The sequence below is a fragment of the Vibrio makurazakiensis genome (genome assembly GCF_050337375.1).
Classification (GTDB): Bacteria; Pseudomonadota; Gammaproteobacteria; order Enterobacterales; family Vibrionaceae; genus Vibrio; species Vibrio makurazakiensis.
Genome location: NZ_JAKJSW010000022.1, coordinates 36,688 through 57,824 on the forward strand (window position 1 = coordinate 36,688; position 21,137 = coordinate 57,824).

16 protein-coding genes are annotated in these 21,137 nt (G+C 43.8%); 10 read left to right on the forward strand and 6 right to left on the reverse strand.

From position 1 onward, the window contains the following. Nucleotides 1-3 precede the first annotated feature (3 nt). Nucleotides 4-2,205: a primosomal protein N' gene (priA, locus tag L4C33_RS03320; RefSeq protein ID WP_428811030.1), complete on the reverse strand. Its 2,202-nt coding sequence runs from the start codon at nucleotides 2,203-2,205 to the stop codon at nucleotides 4-6. A gap of 320 nt (nucleotides 2,206-2,525) precedes the next feature. Here priA and rpmE point away from each other — a divergent pair, with 320 nt between their 5' ends. Continuing rightward, nucleotides 2,526-2,741 carry a 50S ribosomal protein L31 gene (gene rpmE / locus L4C33_RS03325; RefSeq protein WP_428811031.1) on the forward strand — a complete coding sequence of 72 codons (216 nt, stop codon included), beginning with the start codon at nucleotides 2,526-2,528 and terminating at the stop codon, nucleotides 2,739-2,741. 213 nt (nucleotides 2,742-2,954) lie between these two features. Further along, nucleotides 2,955-4,229: a malic enzyme-like NAD(P)-binding protein gene (locus tag L4C33_RS03330; protein ID WP_428811032.1), complete on the forward strand. Its 1,275-nt coding sequence runs from the start codon at nucleotides 2,955-2,957 to the stop codon at nucleotides 4,227-4,229. Nucleotides 4,230-4,392: 163 nt separating this feature from the next. Here L4C33_RS03330 and metJ read toward each other — a convergent pair whose 3' ends face one another. Next, nucleotides 4,393-4,713, reverse strand: coding sequence for a met regulon transcriptional regulator MetJ (gene metJ, locus L4C33_RS03335; protein WP_428811033.1), 321 nt, complete (start codon nucleotides 4,711-4,713; stop codon nucleotides 4,393-4,395). A 209-nt stretch (nucleotides 4,714-4,922) separates the two neighbouring features. Between metJ and L4C33_RS03340 the strand changes: the two genes are divergently transcribed. From L4C33_RS03340 to metF, 3 genes are all read left to right on the forward strand, one after another. Continuing rightward, nucleotides 4,923-6,107 (forward strand): O-succinylhomoserine (thiol)-lyase, encoded by a 1,185-nt coding sequence (locus L4C33_RS03340; protein WP_428811034.1) that lies wholly within the window; start codon nucleotides 4,923-4,925, stop codon nucleotides 6,105-6,107. Then, nucleotides 6,107-8,518 (forward strand): bifunctional aspartate kinase/homoserine dehydrogenase II, encoded by a 2,412-nt coding sequence (locus L4C33_RS03345; RefSeq protein WP_428811035.1) that lies wholly within the window; start codon nucleotides 6,107-6,109, stop codon nucleotides 8,516-8,518. Before L4C33_RS03340 ends, L4C33_RS03345 begins: the two co-directional genes overlap by 1 nt. Nucleotides 8,519-8,791: 273 nt before the next feature. Beyond that, a complete protein-coding gene (gene metF / locus L4C33_RS03350) occupies nucleotides 8,792-9,691 on the forward strand; it encodes a methylenetetrahydrofolate reductase (RefSeq protein WP_428811036.1) in 900 nt (299 codons plus the stop codon). Nucleotides 9,692-9,817: 126 nt separating this feature from the next. On the opposite strand, the gene L4C33_RS03355 is transcribed toward metF, so the two are convergent. From L4C33_RS03355 to argE, 3 genes are all read right to left on the reverse strand, one after another. Further along, nucleotides 9,818-10,357: a PadR family transcriptional regulator gene (locus tag L4C33_RS03355; RefSeq protein ID WP_428811037.1), complete on the reverse strand. Its 540-nt coding sequence runs from the start codon at nucleotides 10,355-10,357 to the stop codon at nucleotides 9,818-9,820. Nucleotides 10,358-10,708: 351 nt separating this feature from the next. Then, the gene (ppc, locus tag L4C33_RS03360; protein ID WP_428811038.1) at nucleotides 10,709-13,339 is read right to left on the reverse strand and encodes a phosphoenolpyruvate carboxylase; all 2,631 of its coding nucleotides are present in this window, start codon (nucleotides 13,337-13,339) and stop codon (nucleotides 10,709-10,711) included. Between the two features lie 257 nt (nucleotides 13,340-13,596). Further along, complete coding sequence (gene argE, locus L4C33_RS03365; RefSeq protein ID WP_428811039.1) at nucleotides 13,597-14,733, reverse strand: acetylornithine deacetylase; 1,137 nt, start codon at nucleotides 14,731-14,733, stop codon at nucleotides 13,597-13,599. Between the two features lie 154 nt (nucleotides 14,734-14,887). Here argE and argC point away from each other — a divergent pair, with 154 nt between their 5' ends. From argC to argH, 4 genes are all read left to right on the forward strand, one after another. Beyond that, the gene (gene argC / locus L4C33_RS03370; RefSeq protein ID WP_428811040.1) at nucleotides 14,888-15,892 is read left to right on the forward strand and encodes an N-acetyl-gamma-glutamyl-phosphate reductase; all 1,005 of its coding nucleotides are present in this window, start codon (nucleotides 14,888-14,890) and stop codon (nucleotides 15,890-15,892) included. A gap of 12 nt (nucleotides 15,893-15,904) precedes the next feature. Continuing rightward, nucleotides 15,905-16,693 (forward strand): acetylglutamate kinase, encoded by a 789-nt coding sequence (gene argB, locus L4C33_RS03375; protein ID WP_428811041.1) that lies wholly within the window; start codon nucleotides 15,905-15,907, stop codon nucleotides 16,691-16,693. 128 nt (nucleotides 16,694-16,821) lie between these two features. After that, nucleotides 16,822-18,033: an argininosuccinate synthase gene (locus L4C33_RS03380; protein ID WP_428811042.1), complete on the forward strand. Its 1,212-nt coding sequence runs from the start codon at nucleotides 16,822-16,824 to the stop codon at nucleotides 18,031-18,033. 306 nt (nucleotides 18,034-18,339) lie between these two features. Then, nucleotides 18,340-20,214 (forward strand): argininosuccinate lyase, encoded by a 1,875-nt coding sequence (gene argH, locus L4C33_RS03385; RefSeq protein ID WP_428811043.1) that lies wholly within the window; start codon nucleotides 18,340-18,342, stop codon nucleotides 20,212-20,214. A gap of 163 nt (nucleotides 20,215-20,377) precedes the next feature. Here argH and L4C33_RS03390 read toward each other — a convergent pair whose 3' ends face one another. Beyond that, on the reverse strand, nucleotides 20,378-20,641 hold the full coding sequence (locus tag L4C33_RS03390) for a DUF3624 domain-containing protein (protein WP_428811044.1): 264 nt from the start codon (nucleotides 20,639-20,641) through the stop codon (nucleotides 20,378-20,380). Nucleotides 20,642-20,729: 88 nt separating this feature from the next. Between L4C33_RS03390 and L4C33_RS03395 the strand changes: the two genes are divergently transcribed. Further along, nucleotides 20,730-21,077 carry a RidA family protein gene (locus tag L4C33_RS03395; protein ID WP_428811060.1) on the forward strand — a complete coding sequence of 116 codons (348 nt, stop codon included), beginning with the start codon at nucleotides 20,730-20,732 and terminating at the stop codon, nucleotides 21,075-21,077. The last annotated feature ends 60 nt before the right edge of the window (nucleotides 21,078-21,137 follow it).

The window sequence follows — 21,137 nt, forward strand, 5'->3', positions numbered from 1 at the left end:
TTCTTAGCTGAGATCTTGAGGCTCAATGTCGATTGACCAACGTACTTTTTTCGATGTTGGTAGCAAGTGAATAGCCGGTTTTGCACTGGCTAAGAGCTTTTGCATCTGTGAACGAGTTTGAGTTTGGAGTATTAATTGCCAGCGTGATTTCCCTGCTCGTTTAGCCAGTGGAGCAGGGGTTGGTCCAAGAACCATACAGTAGCCATCAAACAGCGGATGAGACTCTAGCGTGTGGCGAACTTGTCGTAAAAAGTTTTCGACCAGTAGTGAGTCATTTGCCTCAGCTCGGAACAATGCCATAAAGGTATAAGGGGGCAACATAGCCTGCTTACGCTCGGCCAGTGCCGTTTGAGCAAAGTGACTATAGTCTTTGTGTAGTAGTGCTTGAAGTAAGCCATGTTCAGGGTGGTGTGTTTGTAAAACCACTTCGCCTGGTTTACTTGCACGCCCTGCTCGGCCTGCTACTTGAGTAAAGAGCTGCGCCAAGCGCTCAGATGCGCGGAAGTCGCTGCTATAAAGTGAACCATCGACATCAAGTAGTGTTACTAGGGTAACATCGGGGAAGTGATGGCCTTTCGCAAGCATTTGAGTCCCGATGAGAATTTGGTACTCACCATTACGAATGGACTCTAGTGCGGCCTCTAAGCTGCCTTTACGGCGGGTACTATCTCGGTCAATACGGATGGTTTTGTATTCGGGAAACAATTGACCCAATTGGGTTTCTAATTGTTCAGTGCCGACACCTAGAGTCACTAATTGATGTGAACCACACCCCTGACAGTGATGAATAACAGGCTGCTGTGAACCACAATGGTGGCAGCGGATCTCATTACTGTTTTGGTGATAGGTGTAGTAAGCRTCGCATCGTTTACATTCGGCAGTCCAGCCACACTCATGACACATTAATGCTGGTGAAAACCCTCGTCGATTGAGGAACAGCATGACTTGGTTGCCATCTTTTAAGTGTCGCTGCATTTCGGCAATTAGAGGCGCAGATAATCCACTTTCTAAATATAAGCCTTTTACATCAAGCACTTTATTTGTCGTCGGAACGGCGACACCAGCACGTTTGGTTAGTGTTAAGTGAGCGTATTTTCCAACTTGTGCATTATGTATGGTTTCAAAAGCAGGGGTAGCAGAACCAAGCACTACGGGGATCTGCGCTTTATGGGCTCGCATGATAGCGACATCTCGAGCGTGATACCTCAAGCTATCTTGTTGCTTATAAGACGCATCATGCTCTTCATCGACAATGATAATGCCGAGGTCTGCAAAAGGAGTGAATAGGGCGGAACGAGTCCCAATCACTATACCTGCAATATTGTCACGAGCAGAAAGCCAAGCGTTAAGACGTTCAGTATCATTTAAACCAGAGTGGATCACTTCAACAGGAACGTTAAAACGTTTCTTAAAACGGTTGATGGTTTGTGGGGTTAAGCCTATTTCTGGTACTAGCACCAAAGCTTGCTTACCTTTCTCTAAAACCGGCTTAATCATGTTGAGGTAAACTTCGGTCTTACCTGAACCCGTTACGCCTTCTAATAAGAAGCAAGAGAAGTCCGTTTGGCTGTTAACTGTCGCTATCGCTATCGCTTGCTCTTCATTAAGCTTTGGCTTGTATTGGTCAGTTTCAATCTCTTGAGGCCATGCTACTTGCTTGGGCTTCTTCTCGACGGACTCAACCCAATCTTTCTCTTGTAAGGTTTTAAGAACCGCGCTTCCGACTTCTTGGTCAATAAACTCTTGGTGCGGTACTGCGCCGTTTTCGAGCATGTGCATGACTTTGGCTTGTTTGACAGCTCGCCCAAAGCCCTGCATCAGTTGGTTTTTCCCTTGGGTTGTTAATTGCCACTCAACCAAAGTTGCGAAATCTGCGGGTTTCCCTTTGCGCAGAGCGCTTGGTAGTGCGTTGGCTAACGTTTCCCCTAATGGGTACTGGTAAAACTGGCTACACCAAGTTAGTAATGAATAGACGGAATCTGGCCAAACTGGCTGATTATCGAGAATGGCTTTGATTGGTTTTAGCTTGTCAAAGTCGAACTCCGATTCATTAACTAATGAAATAACGATACCTACTAAAGTCTGTCGTCCAAAAGGTACAGAAACACGTCCACCGATAATCGGAAACAGATGACCTGGGATCTTATAATCAAACTGTTTGTCCAGAGGGACGGGCAGTGCAACACGAGCGATGGTTGGACGCATAAATAGAGAGCTTTACCTAGGGAAGAACGGAGTGACAGTCTAAAGGATTCGCCTTTTAAATTCGAGATACTGTTAGAACGGAAACGTCTAAGCCGCTGTCTTTTAATAGGCTTTCGTAGAAAGAATACGCTAGCACCGAATGATTGGTGAAAAATGTATCAAATCAGTTGATCCTACTTCACAGATTCATTAATATACTGCGCCTTGAAGGTATGGCTTCGTGACCTTGAGTTTCGATGCGGTACTTTTACTATTTTTTAAACTACGTGTGGTGTCCGGCTTAGAATCGGATGGCGACACGGCCTAATTGAGGTTTTCCCATGAAAGTTGGTATCCACCCAGAATACAAAGCTGTTAAAGCTACTTGCTCTTGCGGCAACACATTTGAATTCAACTCTACTCTAGGTAAAGAAGGTATTCACCTAGACGTATGTGACAAATGTCACCCATTCTACACTGGTAAGCAACGTATCGTAGATACTGGCGGCCGTGTTGATCGCTTCAACAAGCGTTTCGGTGCTCTTTCTAGCAAGTAATTTTACTCGCTATTTAGAACCTAAAAAGGACACTTCGGTGTCCTTTTTTGTTGCCTGCAGTTTAGAGATTTCAACTGGCCACTGGTCTTATTAGTAGTCAAATCTCGTTTTTTGATGAGACAGAGTGCTTTCCTGTCTAGGAACTTTGAAGTACATCCATTAAAATCAATGTTCTTACCACATATTATAATATCAATCAGGAAACCTACACTTATGTCAGACGACACTCGCCAAGAACTTTCTCCACAAGAACAATTTCGCCAAGATGCATTGGATTACCATGAATTTCCTATCCCAGGCAAGATCGCCGTCGAACTGACGAAGCCAGCAAACTCTGCTGAAGATCTAGCTTTAGCATACAGTCCTGGTGTTGCTGAACCCGTGCGTGAAATTGCTCAAAATGTAGATAATGTTTATAAGTACACAGGAAAAGGCAACATGGTTGCTGTTATTTCTAATGGTACGGCGATTCTTGGTCTGGGTAACCTAGGTCCTATCGCGTCTAAACCGGTAATGGAAGGTAAGGCGTTACTGTTTAAGCGCTTTGCAGGTTTAGATTCTATCGATATTGAAGTAAAACACCGCACAATCGATGAGTTTGTCGATACAGTAGCAAACATTGCAGACACCTTCGGTGGTATCAACCTAGAAGACATCAAAGCACCAGATTGTTTTGAAATCGAACGTCGCCTAATCGAGCGTTGTGATGTACCTGTATTCCATGATGACCAACACGGTACGGCAATCGTAACGGCAGCGGGCATGCTGAATGCAATCGAGCTTCAAGGTAAAAAACTTGAAGAGTCTAAGATTGTTTGTTTAGGCGCAGGTGCTGCGGCTGTAGCGTGTATGGAACTGCTTATTAAGTGTGGTGCTCAGCGTGAAAAGATCTACATGCTTGACCGTAAAGGTGTGATCCACACTCGTCGCGATGATTTAAATGAATACAAGCAGCTTTTCGCAAATAACACCGATAAGCGCACACTTGAAGATGTCATTGAAGGTGCAGATCTTTTCCTTGGTGTATCAGGTCCAAACCTACTACCAGCTGAATCACTTAAGCTAATGGCTGACAAGCCAGTGGTATTCGCGTGTTCTAACCCAGATCCAGAAATCAAACCTGAACTGGCTCATGAAGTTCGTGATGATCTAATCATGGGTACTGGCCGTAGCGATTACCCGAACCAGGTTAACAATGTACTTTGTTTCCCATTCATTTTCCGCGGTGCGCTAGATGTACGTGCAAGTGAAATCAATGATGAAATGAAGTTAGCAGCGGTTAAAGCTATTCGTGAATTAGCGAAAGAAGAAGTGCCAGAAGAAGTACTTGCAGCAGCTGGTGCAACATCGCTGGAGTTTGGTAAAGGTTACATCATTCCTAAGCCAATGGATCCACGCCTGCTTCCTCGCGTTGCCAAAGCTGTGGCGGAAGCAGCGGTTGAATCCGGTGTTGCTCGTATCGAGATGCCAGAAAATTACATGGCGTAATCATTCTTCGGAATTGAATTCGTATTAAAGAAAAAGCCGACTAACATAAGTTAGTCGGCTTTTTTTATATTTGGGATCTCGTTATTGCAAACGAAAACAAAATGTAATGATTTACCACTGGCAGTTGATGCAAAAAGGTAACAATTCGTGACTGGATTTATTTTTATTCGTCGTCGAAGTTTTCGAATTCGATACCCATTTCCGTCATTAGAGCTTTCGCTTCTGTCGGAATTTCATCTGGACGGTCTTTACGTAAGTCTTCGTCAGTCGGTAAAGGTTGGCCTGTGTATGCGTGTAGGAAAGCTTCACACAATAGTTCACTGTTCGTGGCGTGGCGTAGGTTGTTGATTTGACGGCGAGTTCGCTCGTCAGTTAACACCTTTAATACTTTAAGAGGGATAGAAACTGTAATTTTTTTTACTTGTTCGCTTTTCTTTCCATGCTCTGCATATGGGCTTATGTATTCACCATTCCAGTCTGCCATTGCGCACCTTCATCATTATTGTTGTTTGATTAAAATTTAGAATAGTGATTTTAGCGGGATTTACTGCCATAAGCAAAGACATATAGACGTCTAGAAGTGTTGACGGCTCATTCTAATGTAAGTAAAGTGAATAACATATATCTAACACAGCAGCTTAAACGCGACAAGTTACTGTGAATATCCAGTATCCAATTTGAAAGGAAACACCTATGAGCAGCCGGAAGCCAGCCACTATTGCCGTTCGTACTGGTATCGAGTCAGACACTCAACACCATGCCGTTGTACCACCGATTTACCTGTCTACGAACTATGGGTTTCCTGCATTTGGAGAAGTGCCAAAGTATGACTATACCCGTTCAGGTAACCCAAACCGTGGTCTACTAGAAACAGCACTGTTTGAACTAGAGTCAGGCAAAGGTGCGGTTGTAACGAACTGTGGCACGTCGGCGCTTAATCTTTGGGTATCGGCTTTCCTTGGCGGTGACGATTTAATCATAGCACCGCACGATTGTTATGGCGGTACTTATCGTCTGTTTAATACCCGCTCACAAAAGGGTGACTTCAAAGTATTGTTTGTTGATCAGTCTGATCAAGCAGCTTTAGATGCTGCAATCGCTCTTAAGCCAAAACTGGTTTTATTAGAAACACCATCGAACCCTCTCGTTCGTGTGGTGGATATTGCTGAAACATGCCGTAAAGCTAAAGAAGTGGGTGCATTAGTCGCAGTCGACAATACCTTTTTGACACCAGTGTTCCAAAAGCCATTGGAGCTTGGTGCAGACTTTGTTATCCACTCGACCACTAAATACATTAATGGCCACTCTGACGTGATTGGCGGTGTCGTGATCACTAAAACAGAAGAGCATGCTGAAGAGCTAGCTTGGTGGGGTAACTGTATTGGTGCGACTGGCACACCATTCGATAGCTACATGACTTTGCGTGGTATCCGAACTCTTGGCGCTCGTATGCGAGTGCATGAAGAAAGTTCACGAGACATTCTGGTTGCGTTGGAAGAACAGGAACTTGTAGGCACGATTTATCACCCAAGCCTACCAGATCACCCTGGTCATGAGATTGCTAAAAAACAACAATCTGGTTTTGGTTCTATGCTGAGCTTTGAGTTCGCAGGTTCATTTGAAGCTCTGAAATACTTTGTCGGCGAGCTAGAATTATTCTCTCTCGCTGAGTCACTTGGTGGAGTAGAAAGCTTAATTTGTCATCCTGCATCAATGACACACCGTGCAATGGGTGAAGCAGCACTGGCAGAGGCGGGTGTTTCTCAGCAATTGCTACGTCTTTCGGTTGGCCTAGAAGACGCTGAAGATCTGATTGATGATTTAAAACAGGCGTTTGCAAAAACTCAAAGCTTCATTAATAGCGAGGAGAAACAGTAATGACTGTTTTACGTCAGCTGCATAAATTTGGTGGCAGTAGTTTAGCTGACCCTGAGTGCTATCAGCGCGTTGTGAAAATTTTAAAAGAGTATTCACAGCAGAATGATCTGGTTGTGGTTTCTGCGGCAGGTAAAACCACCAACCGATTAATTGAGTTTACTGAAGCGTTAGATAAAGACGGACGTTTGGCTCATGAATGTCTACAGTCTCTACGTCAATTTCAATTAGATTTGATTGAAAGTCTATTAGTCGGCGATAGCGCGGAAACACTTACTCAACTTGTTCAAAAAGAATTTACGGCATTAGGCGAACTCGTTGCACCATTAACCGAAGCTCAAAAAGCACAAGTGCTAGGGCACGGTGAAGTGTGGTCTTCTCGCTTGTTAGCTGAGTTACTTTCTCAAAATGATCTGCAGGCTGTGGCTCAAGATGCTCGTGAATTTTTGCGTGCTGAAGCTGGTACTCAACCGGAAGTGGATCGTTCTCGTTCTTACTCGCTAATCAAAGAAGTATTGGCTCAACATACTCATTGCCGAGTTGTGATCACTGGTTTTATGGCACAGAACGGTGAAGGCGAAACGGTACTGCTTGGTCGCAATGGTTCTGATTATTCTGCAACGGTTATTGGTGCACTGGCTGAAGTCGATCGTGTGACGATTTGGAGTGATGTTGCTGGAGTATACAGCGCTGATCCTCGTTTAGTGTCTGATGCTTGTTTATTACCATTACTTCGACTTGATGAAGCGAGTGAACTCGCTCGTTTAGCAGCCCCTGTACTACATAGCCGTACATTACAGCCTGTAGCACAAAGTGCGATGGACTTAAGCCTACGTTGCAGCTATCAGCCTGAAGCGGGCTCGACGCAAATTGAACGCGTACTGGCTTCAGGTCGCGGTGCAAAAATTATTACTTCGTTAGATGAAGTTCTGATTATTCAGCTGAACTTCGGTCATGGTCATGATTTTGAACGTCTTGAAGTAGATGTGCTTGAAGGGTTAAAACGCGCTCAGCTAGAGCCGTTGGCTTACGAACTTCAGCCAGACCAAAATAGCTTGCGATTAGCTTATACCACTGAAATTGCTGGTGGTGCTTTGGAGTACTTGCAAGACCATGCCATTGAAGCAGAAATTAAGCTGAAGGAAGGGTATTCGCTCGTTGCTGCTGTAGGTGCTGGTGTAACGAAGAACCCAAATCATTGTTATGGCTTTTATCAGCAATTAAAGCATTCGCCTGTTGAGTTTATTTCAGAAGCTTCTTCTGGTTTAAGCCTTGTCGCTGTAATGCGAAAAGCGGATACATCATTACTGGTTAAGGGTGTTCACTCTCAATTATTCCAAGCTCAAAAGCGCGTTGCTATCGCATTATGTGGTAAAGGCAATATTGGTTCTAGTTGGTTAAAACTGTTCTCTGAACAAAAAAATGAATTAGAAAAGCGTCGTGGAATGAGTTTCGACCTAGTTGCAGTGATTGGTAGCCAAACGTATTGGTATAACGATCAAGGCATTGAAGCTGATGATGTTCTAGAACGTTTTGATGACGAAGCTGTAAGTAGCAATGGTAATGAATGGTTAGAGCGCTTAGGTTCAATCCAAGGCTATGATGAAGTTGTCGTACTGGATGTCACTGCGAGTAAAGAGCTTGCCGATCTGTATTTAGCGATAGCTCAGCAAGGTATTCATTTGATCTCTGCTAATAAGGTTGCTGGCAGCGCATCAAGTGAGTACTACCATCAAGTACAAGATGCTTTTGCGAAAATCAGCCGTCATTGGCTATATAACGCGACTGTTGGTGCAGGTTTACCAATCAATCATACTGTGCGCGACTTACGTGAAAGCGGTGATGATATTATTGCGTTGTCTGGTATTTTCTCGGGCACGTTATCTTGGTTGTTCCAGCAATTTGATGGAAGTGTTCCATTTAGTGAACTTGTTGATTTGGCATGGCAGCAAGGTTTAACTGAACCTGATCCTCGTGCTGATTTGGATGGTTCTGACGTAATGCGCAAATTGGTTATTCTTGCTCGTGAATCGGGTTTAGATATTGAACCTGAAAATGTAAAAGTTGAATCATTGGTGCCAGCTGAGCTTCAAGATTTATCGGTGGATGATTTCTTTGATAAAGCATCGCTACTCAGTGAGGAACTTGCTGAACGTTTGAAGAAAGCTCAATCACAGCAAAAGGTATTACGCTATGTTGCTCGCCTTGAGAAAAACGGTAAGGCGACAGTGGGTGTAGAAGCGTTAGCGAAAGAACATGCTTTAGCGAACCTACTACCATGTGACAATATCTTTGCCATTGAAAGTAAATGGTATAAAGACAACCCACTAGTGATTCGTGGCCCAGGTGCAGGGCGAGAAGTTACGGCTGGCGCTATTCAGTCAGACCTAAACCGTATGTCTAGTTTATTCTAGTGACTTACTGCTTCAAACTGGACTAATGTGACATGAATAAGGTTGAAATCAGCACAGTGCTCTTTCAACCTTATTCGTTACGATATCTAGCTTAATCCCCATATTTCTCCCACTTCTTATCTTGAACTTTATTCACGGTCTACTTGAAAAAAATTCATAATGGATCTGTTGACATTAAATCGTATTCAATACATTCTGTAGACATATAGACGTCCAAACGTCGTTTAAGGATAAGATTTTTTTCGTGGTTGAGTTTGCCACAGGGAGAGTAAGATGGGATACACACACGCTAGTCATATCGACGCTTTAAATCAGAATATCGCTGAACTTTCTGACAATATCAATGTGTCATTTGAGTTTTTTCCACCGAGTAGTGAAAAGATGGAAGAAACGCTGTGGAACTCTGTTCACCGCTTGAAAACTCTTCAACCTAAATTCGTTTCTGTGACTTACGGTGCTAACTCTGGTGAGCGTGACCGTACGCACTCAATCATTAAAGAAATTAAAGACCAAACGGGTCTTGTTGCTGCCCCTCACCTTACTTGTATCGATGCTAGCCGTGATGAACTGATTCAGATTGCTGATGACTATTGGGCAAATGGTATCCAAAGCATCGTTGCATTACGTGGTGATATTCCTGCTGGAGGCGGTGCACCTGAGATGTATGCATCGGACTTAGTTAAGCTGCTTAAGTCTCGTCATGATTTCGATATTTCGGTTGCTGCGTTCCCTGAAGTTCACCCTGAAGCGAAAAGTGCTCAATCTGACTTACTGAATCTAAAGCGTAAAGTTGATGCAGGTGCTAACCGTGCGATTACTCAGTTTTTCTTTGACGTTGAAAGCTACCTTCGCTTCCGTGATCGCTGTGTTGCCGCAGGTATCGATGTAGAAATCGTACCGGGCATTCTCCCTGTTTCAAACTTTAAGCAAGCATCGCGCTTTGCTGCGATGAATAACGTGAAAGTTCCGGGTTGGATGGCGCAGCAGTTTGAAGGCCTTGAAGATGACCCGACAACTCGTCAGCTAGTAGGTGCTAGCCAGGCGATAGATATGGTTCGTACATTAAGCCGCGAAGGAGTGAAAGACTTCCACTTCTACACACTAAACCGTGCAGAAATGACTTACGCGCTATGCCACACGTTAGGTGTACGCCCACAAGGCGCTGCTTTGTAATTTTTTGATTAGAACCAGTGCTGAATTAAAGCAATTTTAAAGATATAAAAAAGGCTTGAACTCTTAAGTTCAAGCCTTTTACTTTTCTAGCTTCTAGCTTCTAGCTTCTAGCTTCTAGCTTCTAGCTTATGCCATAGCACCAAGTTCTAGTAACACTTCTTCTGCCCAGACAATCCATGCTTCACGGATCAATAGGTTGCGACGTAGCGTTAAGCGCTCTAGGCGTGCTTGCTTGTCTAATGTAGCTGGTGTTGCGTAGTACGCCGATTCAATCTCTTTGTAATGTAAAACAAGTTTACGAGACTCTTCAACTAACTCAGATAGTTGAGCGCGGTACGCATCTGATGGTTGTACTGCGCAAGCAATCAGCTTAGCTGAAAACTCATCACGTACTGTTGGATGTGCTGTTGGCTGTTCAAACCATTCCCCAAGAGCGCCGCGGCCTGCATCGGTAATGGAATAAACTTTACGATCAGGTTTACCTTCTTGTGGCTCTAAGACACAAGTTACTTGCTCGTTTTGAGCCATTTTGTTTAGTTCACGGTAAACTTGTTGGTGGCTAGCTTTCCAGAAGTAACCGATACTTGCTGAAAATTCTTTTGTGATATCGTATCCAGTAGCATCGCGCGTACTTAAAACAGTTAGGATAACGTGTGGTAATGACATGTCTTCAATCCAAATGGTCAATAAACAGTAAACAATGCTTAAACATCAAGTGTGCTTCTAATGGCACGTTATGTTGGAACTCGTTTAAGCAGCACCAACAATTATGTTGGTTATGTCACCTTACAAAGCCGTTTATCACCTAGGTAGGTCGGTTTCCCGAACCCAAGCTGTGGAATATTTTATTATTAGCTCTCACAGCGGAGCAGTAGTATATCTAAATAATAAGCATAAAGTAGAATACATGGACAAAATATCCCAAAAACCTGACAAAATACTCAATAGTGGTGTTTTAGCAAAATAAAAGGCCGCAATCTGCGACCTTTTGTCTTTATAAACTACGTTATTTACTGGCTATCCAGTGTTTCGCATACCTGCTGCAATACCTGCAATCGTCACCATTAGTGCTTCTTCAAGCTCTGCTGGAGGTGTTTCACACTTACGAGTTCGGTATAGAAGCTCGGCTTGTAGCATGTTTAGTGGCTCAACGTAAATGTTACGTAGGCGAATGGATTCTAAGCCCCAAGGGTCGCTTTGCATTAAGTTTTCGTTGTTTTCTACATTAAGCACTGCCTTGATGTCTTTCTGCAGTTGCTCGCGCAGTAGCTCACCCAAAGGCAATAGCTCTTCGTCAACCAAGCGCTGGTCGTAGTACTTAGCAATTTCCATGTTGCACTTCGAGTACACCATTTCCAACATACCCAGACGAGTAGAGAAGAACGGCCATTCACGACACATTTCTTCAAGTAGAGCCTGGTGACCTTGGTCTACTGAGTACTGAATAGCTTCACCAGCTCCTAACCATGCAGGAAGTACCAGACGGTTTTGGCTCCAAGAGAAAATCCATGGGATTGCGCGTAGGCTTTCTACACCACCATTTGGATTACGTTTCGCTGGGCGAGAGCCTAGAGGAAGTTTACCTAGCTCTAACTCTGGCGTTGCTTGACGGAAGTAAGGTACGAATTTTTCTTCACCACGAACAACGTTGCGGTATGCTTCACAAGAGACTTGTGACAGCACTTCCATTAGGTCGCGCCATTCTTGTTTTGGTTCCGGTGGTGGCAGTAAGTTTGCTTCTAAGATAGCACTTGCGTACATATTGAAGCTGTTCACTGCTACGTCTGGTAAGCCAAGCTTAAAGCGGATCATCTCGCCTTGCTCAGTTACACGTAAGCCGCCTTTCAAGCTCTTAGGTGGCTGAGAAAGTAGCGCAGCGTGTGCCGGAGCACCACCACGACCAACAGTACCGCCACGGCCGTGGAATAGCGTTAGTTCTACGCCTTCTTCTTCACAAGCTTTTACGAGCTTGTCCATCGCGTCATACTGTGCCCAACCTGCTGACATTACGCCCGCATCTTTTGCTGAATCAGAATAACCAATCATCACCATTTGGTGGTTTTGGATGAAACCGCGATATAGGTCGATGCCCATTAGTTGTTTCATTACTTCTTCTGAATTGTTCAAGTCGTCCAGAGTTTCGAACAGTGGACATACATCCATGCGGTAAGGACAACCAGACTCTTGCAGTAGTAAGTGAACAGCGAGTACGTCTGAAGCGGTTCGTGCCATTGAAATAACGTAAGCACCAAATGCTTCACGTGGCTGAGCAGCAATTATCTTACAGGTGTCTAAAACCTCTTTAACCTGTTCAGATGGCTCCCAGTCGCGCGGTAATAACGGGCGTTTAGAGCTCAGCTCATTGGTTAAGAAAGCAATCTTGTCTTGTTCGCTCCACTGGTCGTAATCGCCAATGCCTAGGTAACGGGTTAGTTCAGATAGAACATCTGAATGGCGCGTACTTTCCTGACGAACATCAAGGCGAACTAAGTGAACACCAAACGCTTTGATACGACGAAGAGTGTCTAACAGTGAGCCATCAGCGATAACGCCCATGCCGCACTCATGTAGAGATTGGTAACACGCGTACAGCGGACTCCAAAGCTGATCAATATTCTGTAGTGTGGTTTTCTTTGGAACATCAGCTTCGTGAATTTCTGCATCTAAAACTTCTAGCGTATCGCCAAGTAGGGTACGTAGGCTTTTTAGAATAGCTCGGTAAGCTTCGTGTTCTTCACCAGCGAGCTCGCGAACAGCATCGTTACACTTGGTCATCGACAGTTCAGTGATAAGCTCGTTGATATCGTTTAGGTATAAGTCTGCCGCTTTCCAGCGAGAAAGACGCAGAACTTCTTTAGTAATAGTGTGGGTAACGAATGGGTTACCATCGCGGTCGCCACCCATCCAAGATGAGAAGTGAACAGGGCGAGCATCAATCGGAAGCCCTTCACCTAGGTAGCCTTTTAAACGACCGTCCATTTCACGTAGGAAATCTGGTACCGCTTCCCACAAAGAGTTTTCAACAACCGCAAAGCCCCATTTAGCTTCGTCTAATGGTGTAGGGCGTTGTTGGCGAATAACGTCTGAGTGCCAACCTTGTGCGATCAATTGTTCTAGTCGACGTTCGGTCTTTACACGTTCTTTGTTTGAAAGGTCGCTCAATTCTAACTTTGATAGACACTCGTTAATTTTAACGAGCTTGTTAATCATAGTGCGACGGGTAATTTCTGTTGGGTGAGCGGTAAGAACAAGCTCAATGTTTAAATCACGTACGGCCTGAGCTGCATCTAATTTACTAACATCGTTTTGATTTAGTTTAGAAAACAGTGATTGAAGTGCGTCAGGTTCACAAACGTGCTCCTCACAATGGCGAGAGATTGTATGGTACTGTTCGGCCATGTTTGTAAGGTTTAAGAATTGGTTAAATGCGCGAGCTACAGGGGTTAGCTGCTCATTGGGTAGATTTTTGATTTCTTCAACTAGGCTGTCACGATCAGCTTGGTTGCCAGCGCGTGCGGATTTGGAAAGTTTACGGATAGTCTCCACTTTCTCTAAGATCACGTCACCATGTGCGTCTTGGATAGTGTTGCCGAGCAAGCGTCCCAGCATACTTACGTTACTCTTGAGAGCGGCGTATTTCTCGTTCATTATCGTCCTGCCTCGTAAAAAAATTACATCCATTGTTCCTTGCTAAGATAACAATCTAGCGAAAAATGCTGTCTGTAGTCAAATAAAGCATTCTAAGTTTGTATTTATTAGCTTTTGGTATGATGTAAGGCAAGAAATTACGTTACTCAGTGAATGGGCTGAAATTTTATTACAACTTGATAAGAGAGAATAAAAAACAGCATAAGAGCAAAGTGAAGAAGTTTACTCTTATGCAATTCATAGATTGTAAGTAATAACTAGAAACAATATTTACGGATCGACTTAGCTAGAATATCAATTGTAGGGTCGATGAAATCAAAGCTTAGAAACTCATCGGGTTGATGGGCTTGATCGATAGAACCCGGGCCTAGAACGAGAGTCGGGCACAGTTGCTGTAAAAACGGGGCTTCAGTGCAGTAGTTGACGGTTTGAGATTCAACTTCACAAACTGACTCCATACTACCAATAAATGGGTGGTCGTGCTGACATTCGTAACCCGGAATCGGCTCATGTAGTGGTGTTATCTCGATTCTGCCTGGCCACTTGGCTTCGACTTCTTTAAGAGCTCCTCTTAACATGTTGTCTAGCCCATCCAAACTTATGCCAGGAAGAGGGCGCACGTCATAGTGCAGTTCGCAACAGCCACAAATTCGGTTGGCGCTGTCACCACCGTGAATATGACCAAGGTTAAGCGTCGGGCTTGGGATAGCAAACCCTGGGTGATGGTACTCTTTAATCAGTTTGTCTCGTAACTGCATTAATGCAAACAGTACTTCATGCATGATTTCTATCGCATTCACACCGAGTGCAGGATCTGAAGAATGTCCTGATTTACCTGTAACTCTAACAGCATTAGCGACGTGACCTTTATGCCCACGAATTGGCACTAAGCTTGTTGGTTCACCAATAATGCAATAGTCAGGCTTGAATGGGGCGTTTTCAGTGAAATGACGAGCGCCAAGCATCGTCGTTTCTTCATCACAGGTTGCCAATACATACACTGGCTTAGTCTGCTTGCTCCAATCTATCTTCTTTACGGCTTCGTAAATAAACGCAAAAAAGCCTTTCATATCGGCGGTGCCTAAACCATAAAAGCGATTGTTCGATTCTGTAAGAGCATGAGGATCGAAATTCCAACGCCCTTCGTCAAACGGAACAGTATCGCTGTGGCCAGCTAGCAGTAAACCACCTTCACCTTCGCCTTTCTTAGCAATCATGTTGTGTTTACCAGGTTCAACTTCAACAACTTCAACACTAAAGCCGAGATCTTTGAACCAAGTTGCCATCTTTTCGATGACTTTTTCATTACCGTGATCCCAACTAGGATCGGTTGAACTTATGGAGTCGGTGGAAATTAGGCCCTTATAGACCTCAAGAAAACTTGGTAATTGCATAATATCTTCACTTCTACTATTGACAGAAAAACCGCAAGGCTGTAAAACACATATTAAATCATATTTAATGAATAAAAAATCAAATAAAGCTAAAAATTAAGTATGAATAGTCAAAGTTAAATACGAATAACCTCAAGAAATTGGATGTGTTGAGATGTTGAAAACCACGATCATTGGCGCAAGCGGCTACACGGGAGCAGAACTGGCTCTCATGATAAATAAACACCCTGAACTCACGCTATCAGGTTTGTATGTATCCGCCAATAGTGTTGATGCGGGAAAACCAATTGCAGCGTTGCACGGTAAATTAGCTGGTCTGATTGATATGCCAGTTCAACCTTTGGTTAATCCGGAACAAGTCGCACAAGACTCTGATGTGGTTTTTTTAGCAACAGCTCATGAAGTTAGTCATGACTTAGCTCCGATTTTCCTTGAGAACGATTGTCAGGTTTTCGACCTATCCGGTGCTTTTAGAGTAAAGGGTGAAAACTTTTACCAAGAATTTTATGGTTTTGAACACCAACACGAACAATGGCTAGATAAAGCGGCATATGGCTTAGCTGAGTGGAACGAACAAGAAATAAAACAAGCTCAGTTAATTGCAGTGGCAGGTTGTTACCCAACAGCTTCTCAGCTTGCAATTAAACCGCTGGTGGAAGGCAACTTATTAGATGAAAACCAATGGCCTGTGATTAATGCGACAAGCGGTGTAACAGGTGCAGGGCGCAAAGCGAGTATGGTGAATAGCTTTTGTGAAGTGAGCTTGCAACCTTACGGTGTATTTAATCATCGTCATCAACCTGAAATTGCAGCGCACTTAGGTTGCGATGTGATTTTTACACCGCATCTGGGCAATTTCAAACGAGGTATCTTAGCGACAATCACGATGAAGTTGGCTGACGGCGTAACAGAGCAACAAATCGAGCAAGCCTTTACTCAAGCTTACCAAGGTAAACCTGCAGTACGTTTGCTAACAGATAAGCTGCCAAGAATTCAAGATGTTGAAAACACTCCATTTTGCGACCTAGGGTGGAAGGTTCAAGGCCAACACATCATCGTAGTATCTGCGATTGATAATTTATTGAAAGGTGCATCCAGCCAAGCGATGCAGTGTTTAAATTTACGGTATGGCTTTCAGTCATTAACTGCGCTAGTGTAAGGAAATCTAAATATGAGCCTTAATAATCAACCATTAATCATAAAGTTAGGTGGCGCTGCGCTATCTTGTGGTGAAACACTTAGCAAGTTATTCGGTGCTATCTCTGCTTACCAAACACAGGCACAGCGACCAATCGTGATTGTTCACGGTGGTGGCTATCTTGTCGATGACTTGATGAACAAGCTGAACCTTGAAACGGTTAAGAAAGAAGGGCTACGTGTTACCCCTTACGACCAGATTCCTCTGATCGCTGGTGCACTAGCGGGCACAGCTAACAAATTACTGCAAGGTCAGGCGATTAAAGACGGTATTAATGCCGTTGGTTTGAGCCTAGCAGACGGTGGCTTATGTAAAGTCAGTGAGCTAAACCCAGAGTTGGGTGCGGTAGGTAAAGCTGAGCCGGGTGACTCAACCGTTCTGCAAGCCATCCTTAACGCTGGTGCACTGCCAATCATTAGTTCGATTGGTCTGACTGAGCAAGGTCAGCTGATGAATGTTAATGCTGATCAAGCCGCTGTTGCTGTAGCAGGAGCGCTTGATGCTGAGTTGGTACTGCTTTCTGATGTAAGTGGTGTGTTGGATGGTAAAGGTCACTTGATTCCAAGTCTCAACCAACAACAAGCCGATGACCTAATTGCAGGCAAAGTGATTACCGACGGCATGATCGTTAAAGTTCAAGCAGCATTAGAAGCAGCTAACGACCTAGGACGACCAATTGAAGTCGCAACTTGGCGATACCCAGAAAAGCTAACACAACTGTTTTCAGGTAAGAGCATAGGAACACAGTTTTTACCTCAGTAGGTCTCACAACGAGTCACTACTTAAAGAATTTAGACAAATAAATTGAACACACTATTTTTAGCAAGTAACGATTAAAGTCATTTCCAACGCTGACCGCCATGTGCAGTATGGAAACTAGGAGAAAGAAAATGAGCAAAGTTAACGTAAAGAAAGTTGTAGTAGCCTACTCTGGCGGTCTAGACACATCAGTGATTATTCCATGGTTGAAAGAAAACTATGACTGTGAAGTAGTCGCGTTTGTTGCGGATGTTGGCCAAGGTGATGAAGAGCTTATCGGCATCGAAGAGAAAGCAAAAGCATCTGGTGCTTCTGAGTGTTACATCGCTGACCTGAAAGAAGAAATGGTTGCAGATTACATTTACCCAACGCTAAAAACGGGTGCTTACTATGAAGGTAAATACTTACTAGGCACTTCAATGGCTCGTCCAATTATTGCTAAAGCACAAGTTGAAGTTGCACGTAAAGTTGGAGCTGACGCACTGTGTCACGGTTGTACTGGTAAAGGTAACGACCAAGTGCGTTTTGAAGGTGCATTTGCAGCACTAGCACCAGACCTACACGTAATTGCACCATGGCGTGAGTGGGATCTAGTAAGCCGTGAAGAGTGTCTAGATTACCTAGCAGAGCGCAACATTCCTTGTACTGCATCTCTTACAAAGATTTATTCTCGTGACGCTAATGCATGGCATATCTCAACAGAAGGTGGTGTTCTTGAAGATACATGGAATGCACCTAACGATGATTGCTGGGCTTGGACTGTAGACCCAGAGCAAGCACCAAATGAATCTGAGACTGTTACGTTGAAAGTTGAAAAAGGTGAAGTGGTAGCTGTTGATGGTGAAACAATGACGCCATACAACGCACTGGTTTACTTGAATGAAAAAGGTGCTAAACACGGTGTTGGTCGTATCGATATCGTTGAAAACCGTCTAGTAGGTATGAAATCACGAGGTTGTTACGAAACTCCGGGTGGCACTATCATGATGGAAGCACTGCGTGCAGTAGAGCAGCTGGTACTTGATAAAGCAGCATTTGAATTCCGTGAAGAGCTAGGCGTGAAGGCTTCACACCTTGTATACGATGGCCGTTGGTTCACTCCACTATGTAACTCAATTCTTGCAGCGACCGAAGAACTTGCTCAAGATGTAAACGGTGAAGTAGTGATTAAACTTTACAAAGGTCATGCAACTGTTACTCAAAAACGTTCTGACAACAGCTTGTACTCAGAAGAGTTTGCAACGTTCGGTGAAGATGAAGTGTACGACCAAAGCCATGCAGAAGGCTTCATCCGTCTTTACTCTCTATCAAGCCGTATCCGTGCATTGAACAGCCAAAAGTAATCGCTTACATATCGACTACTTACAGAGCCACTAACCAGTGGCTCTGAGACTAACGAAGCCCGTTTGAATACTTTTACAGTATCAAATGGGCTTCGTTTTTTTATGTCTGCAGTCTTCATTTCGCATCCTAGACTGTATAATGAGTTTAAATGATATTATTTTGAATAAATATGTAAAAATAATGAATTAATTCTTTCTTTTTCTCAAAAATTACCGTAAGTTTGAACCATCAGAAAAATACTGAATTCATAATCAGAATTAAGCATTGCACTAGACAGTTAGCACTGAGCATTTAGGAGAGACACAATGGCATTATGGGGCGGAAGATTTACCCAAGCAGCAGACACCCGGTTTAAAGACTTTAACGATTCACTTCGTTTTGACTACCGATTGGCTGAGCAAGACATTGTTGGCTCAATTGCCTGGTCTAAAGCTCTGCACTCCGTTAACGTTCTGACAGAAGAAGAGCAGCAGAAGCTTGAACTAGCACTGAATGAACTGAAGCTAGAAGTAATGGAAGACCCTGAGCAGATCCTTCGTTCGGATGCTGAAGATATTCATAGTTGGGTTGAGCAACAGCTTATCGGTAAAGTCGGCGATCTAGGCAAAAAGCTTCACACTGGCCGTTCTCGTAATGACCAAGTGGCGACAGACCTGAAACTATGGTGTCGTCAGCAAGGTAATCAATTACTGCTTGCACTTGATCGTCTTCAAAGTCAGATGGTTAATGTTGCTTCTCAACACCAAGAAACCGTGCTTCCAGGTTACACGCACTTACAACGTGCTCAACCTGTGACATTTGCACACTGGTGTCTAGCGTATGTAGAAATGCTAGAACGTGATTACTCTCGTCTAAGTGATGCTATTAAACGTTTAGATACGTGTCCATTAGGTTCTGGCGCTCTAGCGGGTACTGCTTATCCGATGGATCGTGAAGAGCTAGCTCACAACCTTGGTTTCCGTCGTGCGACGCGTAACTCTTTAGATTCAGTATCAGACCGTGACCACGTTATGGAGCTAATGTCGATTGCTTCTATTTCAATGTTGCACCTTTCGCGTCTAGCGGAAGATATGATTTTTTACAACTCAGGTGAATCGAATTTCATCGAGTTAGCTGACACTGTGACTTCAGGTTCATCTCTGATGCCACAAAAGAAAAACCCAGATGCGCTAGAACTGATTCGTGGCAAAACCGGCCGTGTTTATGGTTCATTAGCTGCAATGATGATGACGGTAAAAGCGCTGCCTTTGGCTTACAACAAAGATATGCAAGAAGATAAAGAAGGTCTGTTTGACGCTTTAGACACTTGGAACGATTGTATGGAAATGGCGGCATTGTGTTTTGACGGCATTAAAGTGAACGGTGAACGTACACTGGAAGCGGCGAAACAGGGTTATGCAAACTCTACAGAACTCGCTGATTACCTAGTAGCGAAGGGAATTCCTTTCCGTGAAGCTCACCATATTGTTGGTGTAACGGTAGTCGCTGCAATTTCGAAAGGTTGTGCACTAGAAGAATTAACCATCGCAGAGATGAAAGAATTCTCTGAAGTGATTGAAGACGATGTTTATGACATCTTAACTATTGAATCTTGTTTAGAAAAACGTAGCGCACTGGGCGGTGTGTCTCCTAAACAGGTAGCTTACGCTGTTGACCAAGCAGAGAAACGTTTATCACAGCGTGATACGTCTATCGTTAAGGTTCGTCCTGCTCGTCTGACGGATATCGAAGCGTTGGAAGGCATGGTGGCTTACTGGGCTAACATGGGTGAAAACCTGCCTCGTTCTCGTAATGAGTTGGTACGTGATATTGGTTCGTTTGCGGTTGCCGAACATCATGGTGAGGTAACGGGTTGTGCATCACTTTACGTGTATGACTCTGGCTTAGCTGAAATTCGCTCACTGGGTGTAGAAGCTGGTTGGCAGGGGCAAGGTCAGGGCACGGCGATTGTTCAGCATTTAGTTGATAAAGCTCGTCAGATGGCGATTAAGAAAGTCTTCGTACTGACTCGTACTCCAGAGTTCTTTATGAAGCATGATTTCTTACCAACGTCGAAATCACTGTTGCCAGAGAAAGTTCTAAAAGATTGTGACCAGTGTCCTCGTCAGCATGCTTGTGATGAAGTTGCTCTAGAAGTGAACCTTGTTGAACAAGTGATTGCGAAAGTAAATGTGGCGTAACGAGCTGATTTAAAATCTGAAATGCTAGGTTCCAAAAAATATTAAAAAAGATCGATCTTTTTTGGAACTAATAAGAAAGAGCTAGGTCTATTAGAGTACCACTGCTTTTTCTTAGAATTATATCTAGGAGAGCCCCAAAACCGATTGGTTTTGGGGCTTTTTTCTATCTGCGATTTGAGCGTCGTTTGGGCTTTGATAGCGGAATGAAGATGAATTTCATTAATAGGTGGAGAACAAGCAGGCCATTGAAGGCAAGATTGGCCATGACCAGGGCAATTGAATTAATACTTTTCGGTGACTCTTTGAGTAAGCCCCACCAAAGAGCCCAGCCGATCACCGACAATATCGCTAGCTGAATCATACAGCGATGGCAGCGCCCGAGCTTTTGGCTAATTTTGTTCTCTTTATTGCAATGAATGCATGTCATCTTTGGCTCAATTCGCGTTATCCTTATCTATCCAATTATAACATGTCGAATGCCTATTCTGGCATTAGAAGAAATGAAGAGAACCAGCATGATTGTTCGTCAAGAAACTAAACAACGTATGAGCCGTATCGTTAAGCATAACGGTACTATTTACCTATGTGGCCAAGTTTGTGCCGATGCAACGAAAGGCATTCAAGAGCAAACGCAAACAATGTTGGATAAAGTGGAAGCATTGCTTGAGCAAGCCGGTAGCGACAAAGAACACATGCTGTCAGCCACCATCTACCTTAAAGATATGAAAGATTTCCAAGAAATGAACGCTGTGTGGGATGCATGGGTACCAGAAGGTCACGCTCCAGCTCGTGCATGTGTGACTGGTGATATGGCTCGTGAAGCTCTACTTGTTGAGATCTCTGTGATTGCAGCTGAGAAGTGATTTTTGAGTTTTAGCGATAAGTAACGGCTTTAAGAGATTCCAGATATCTCGTCCCTCGAT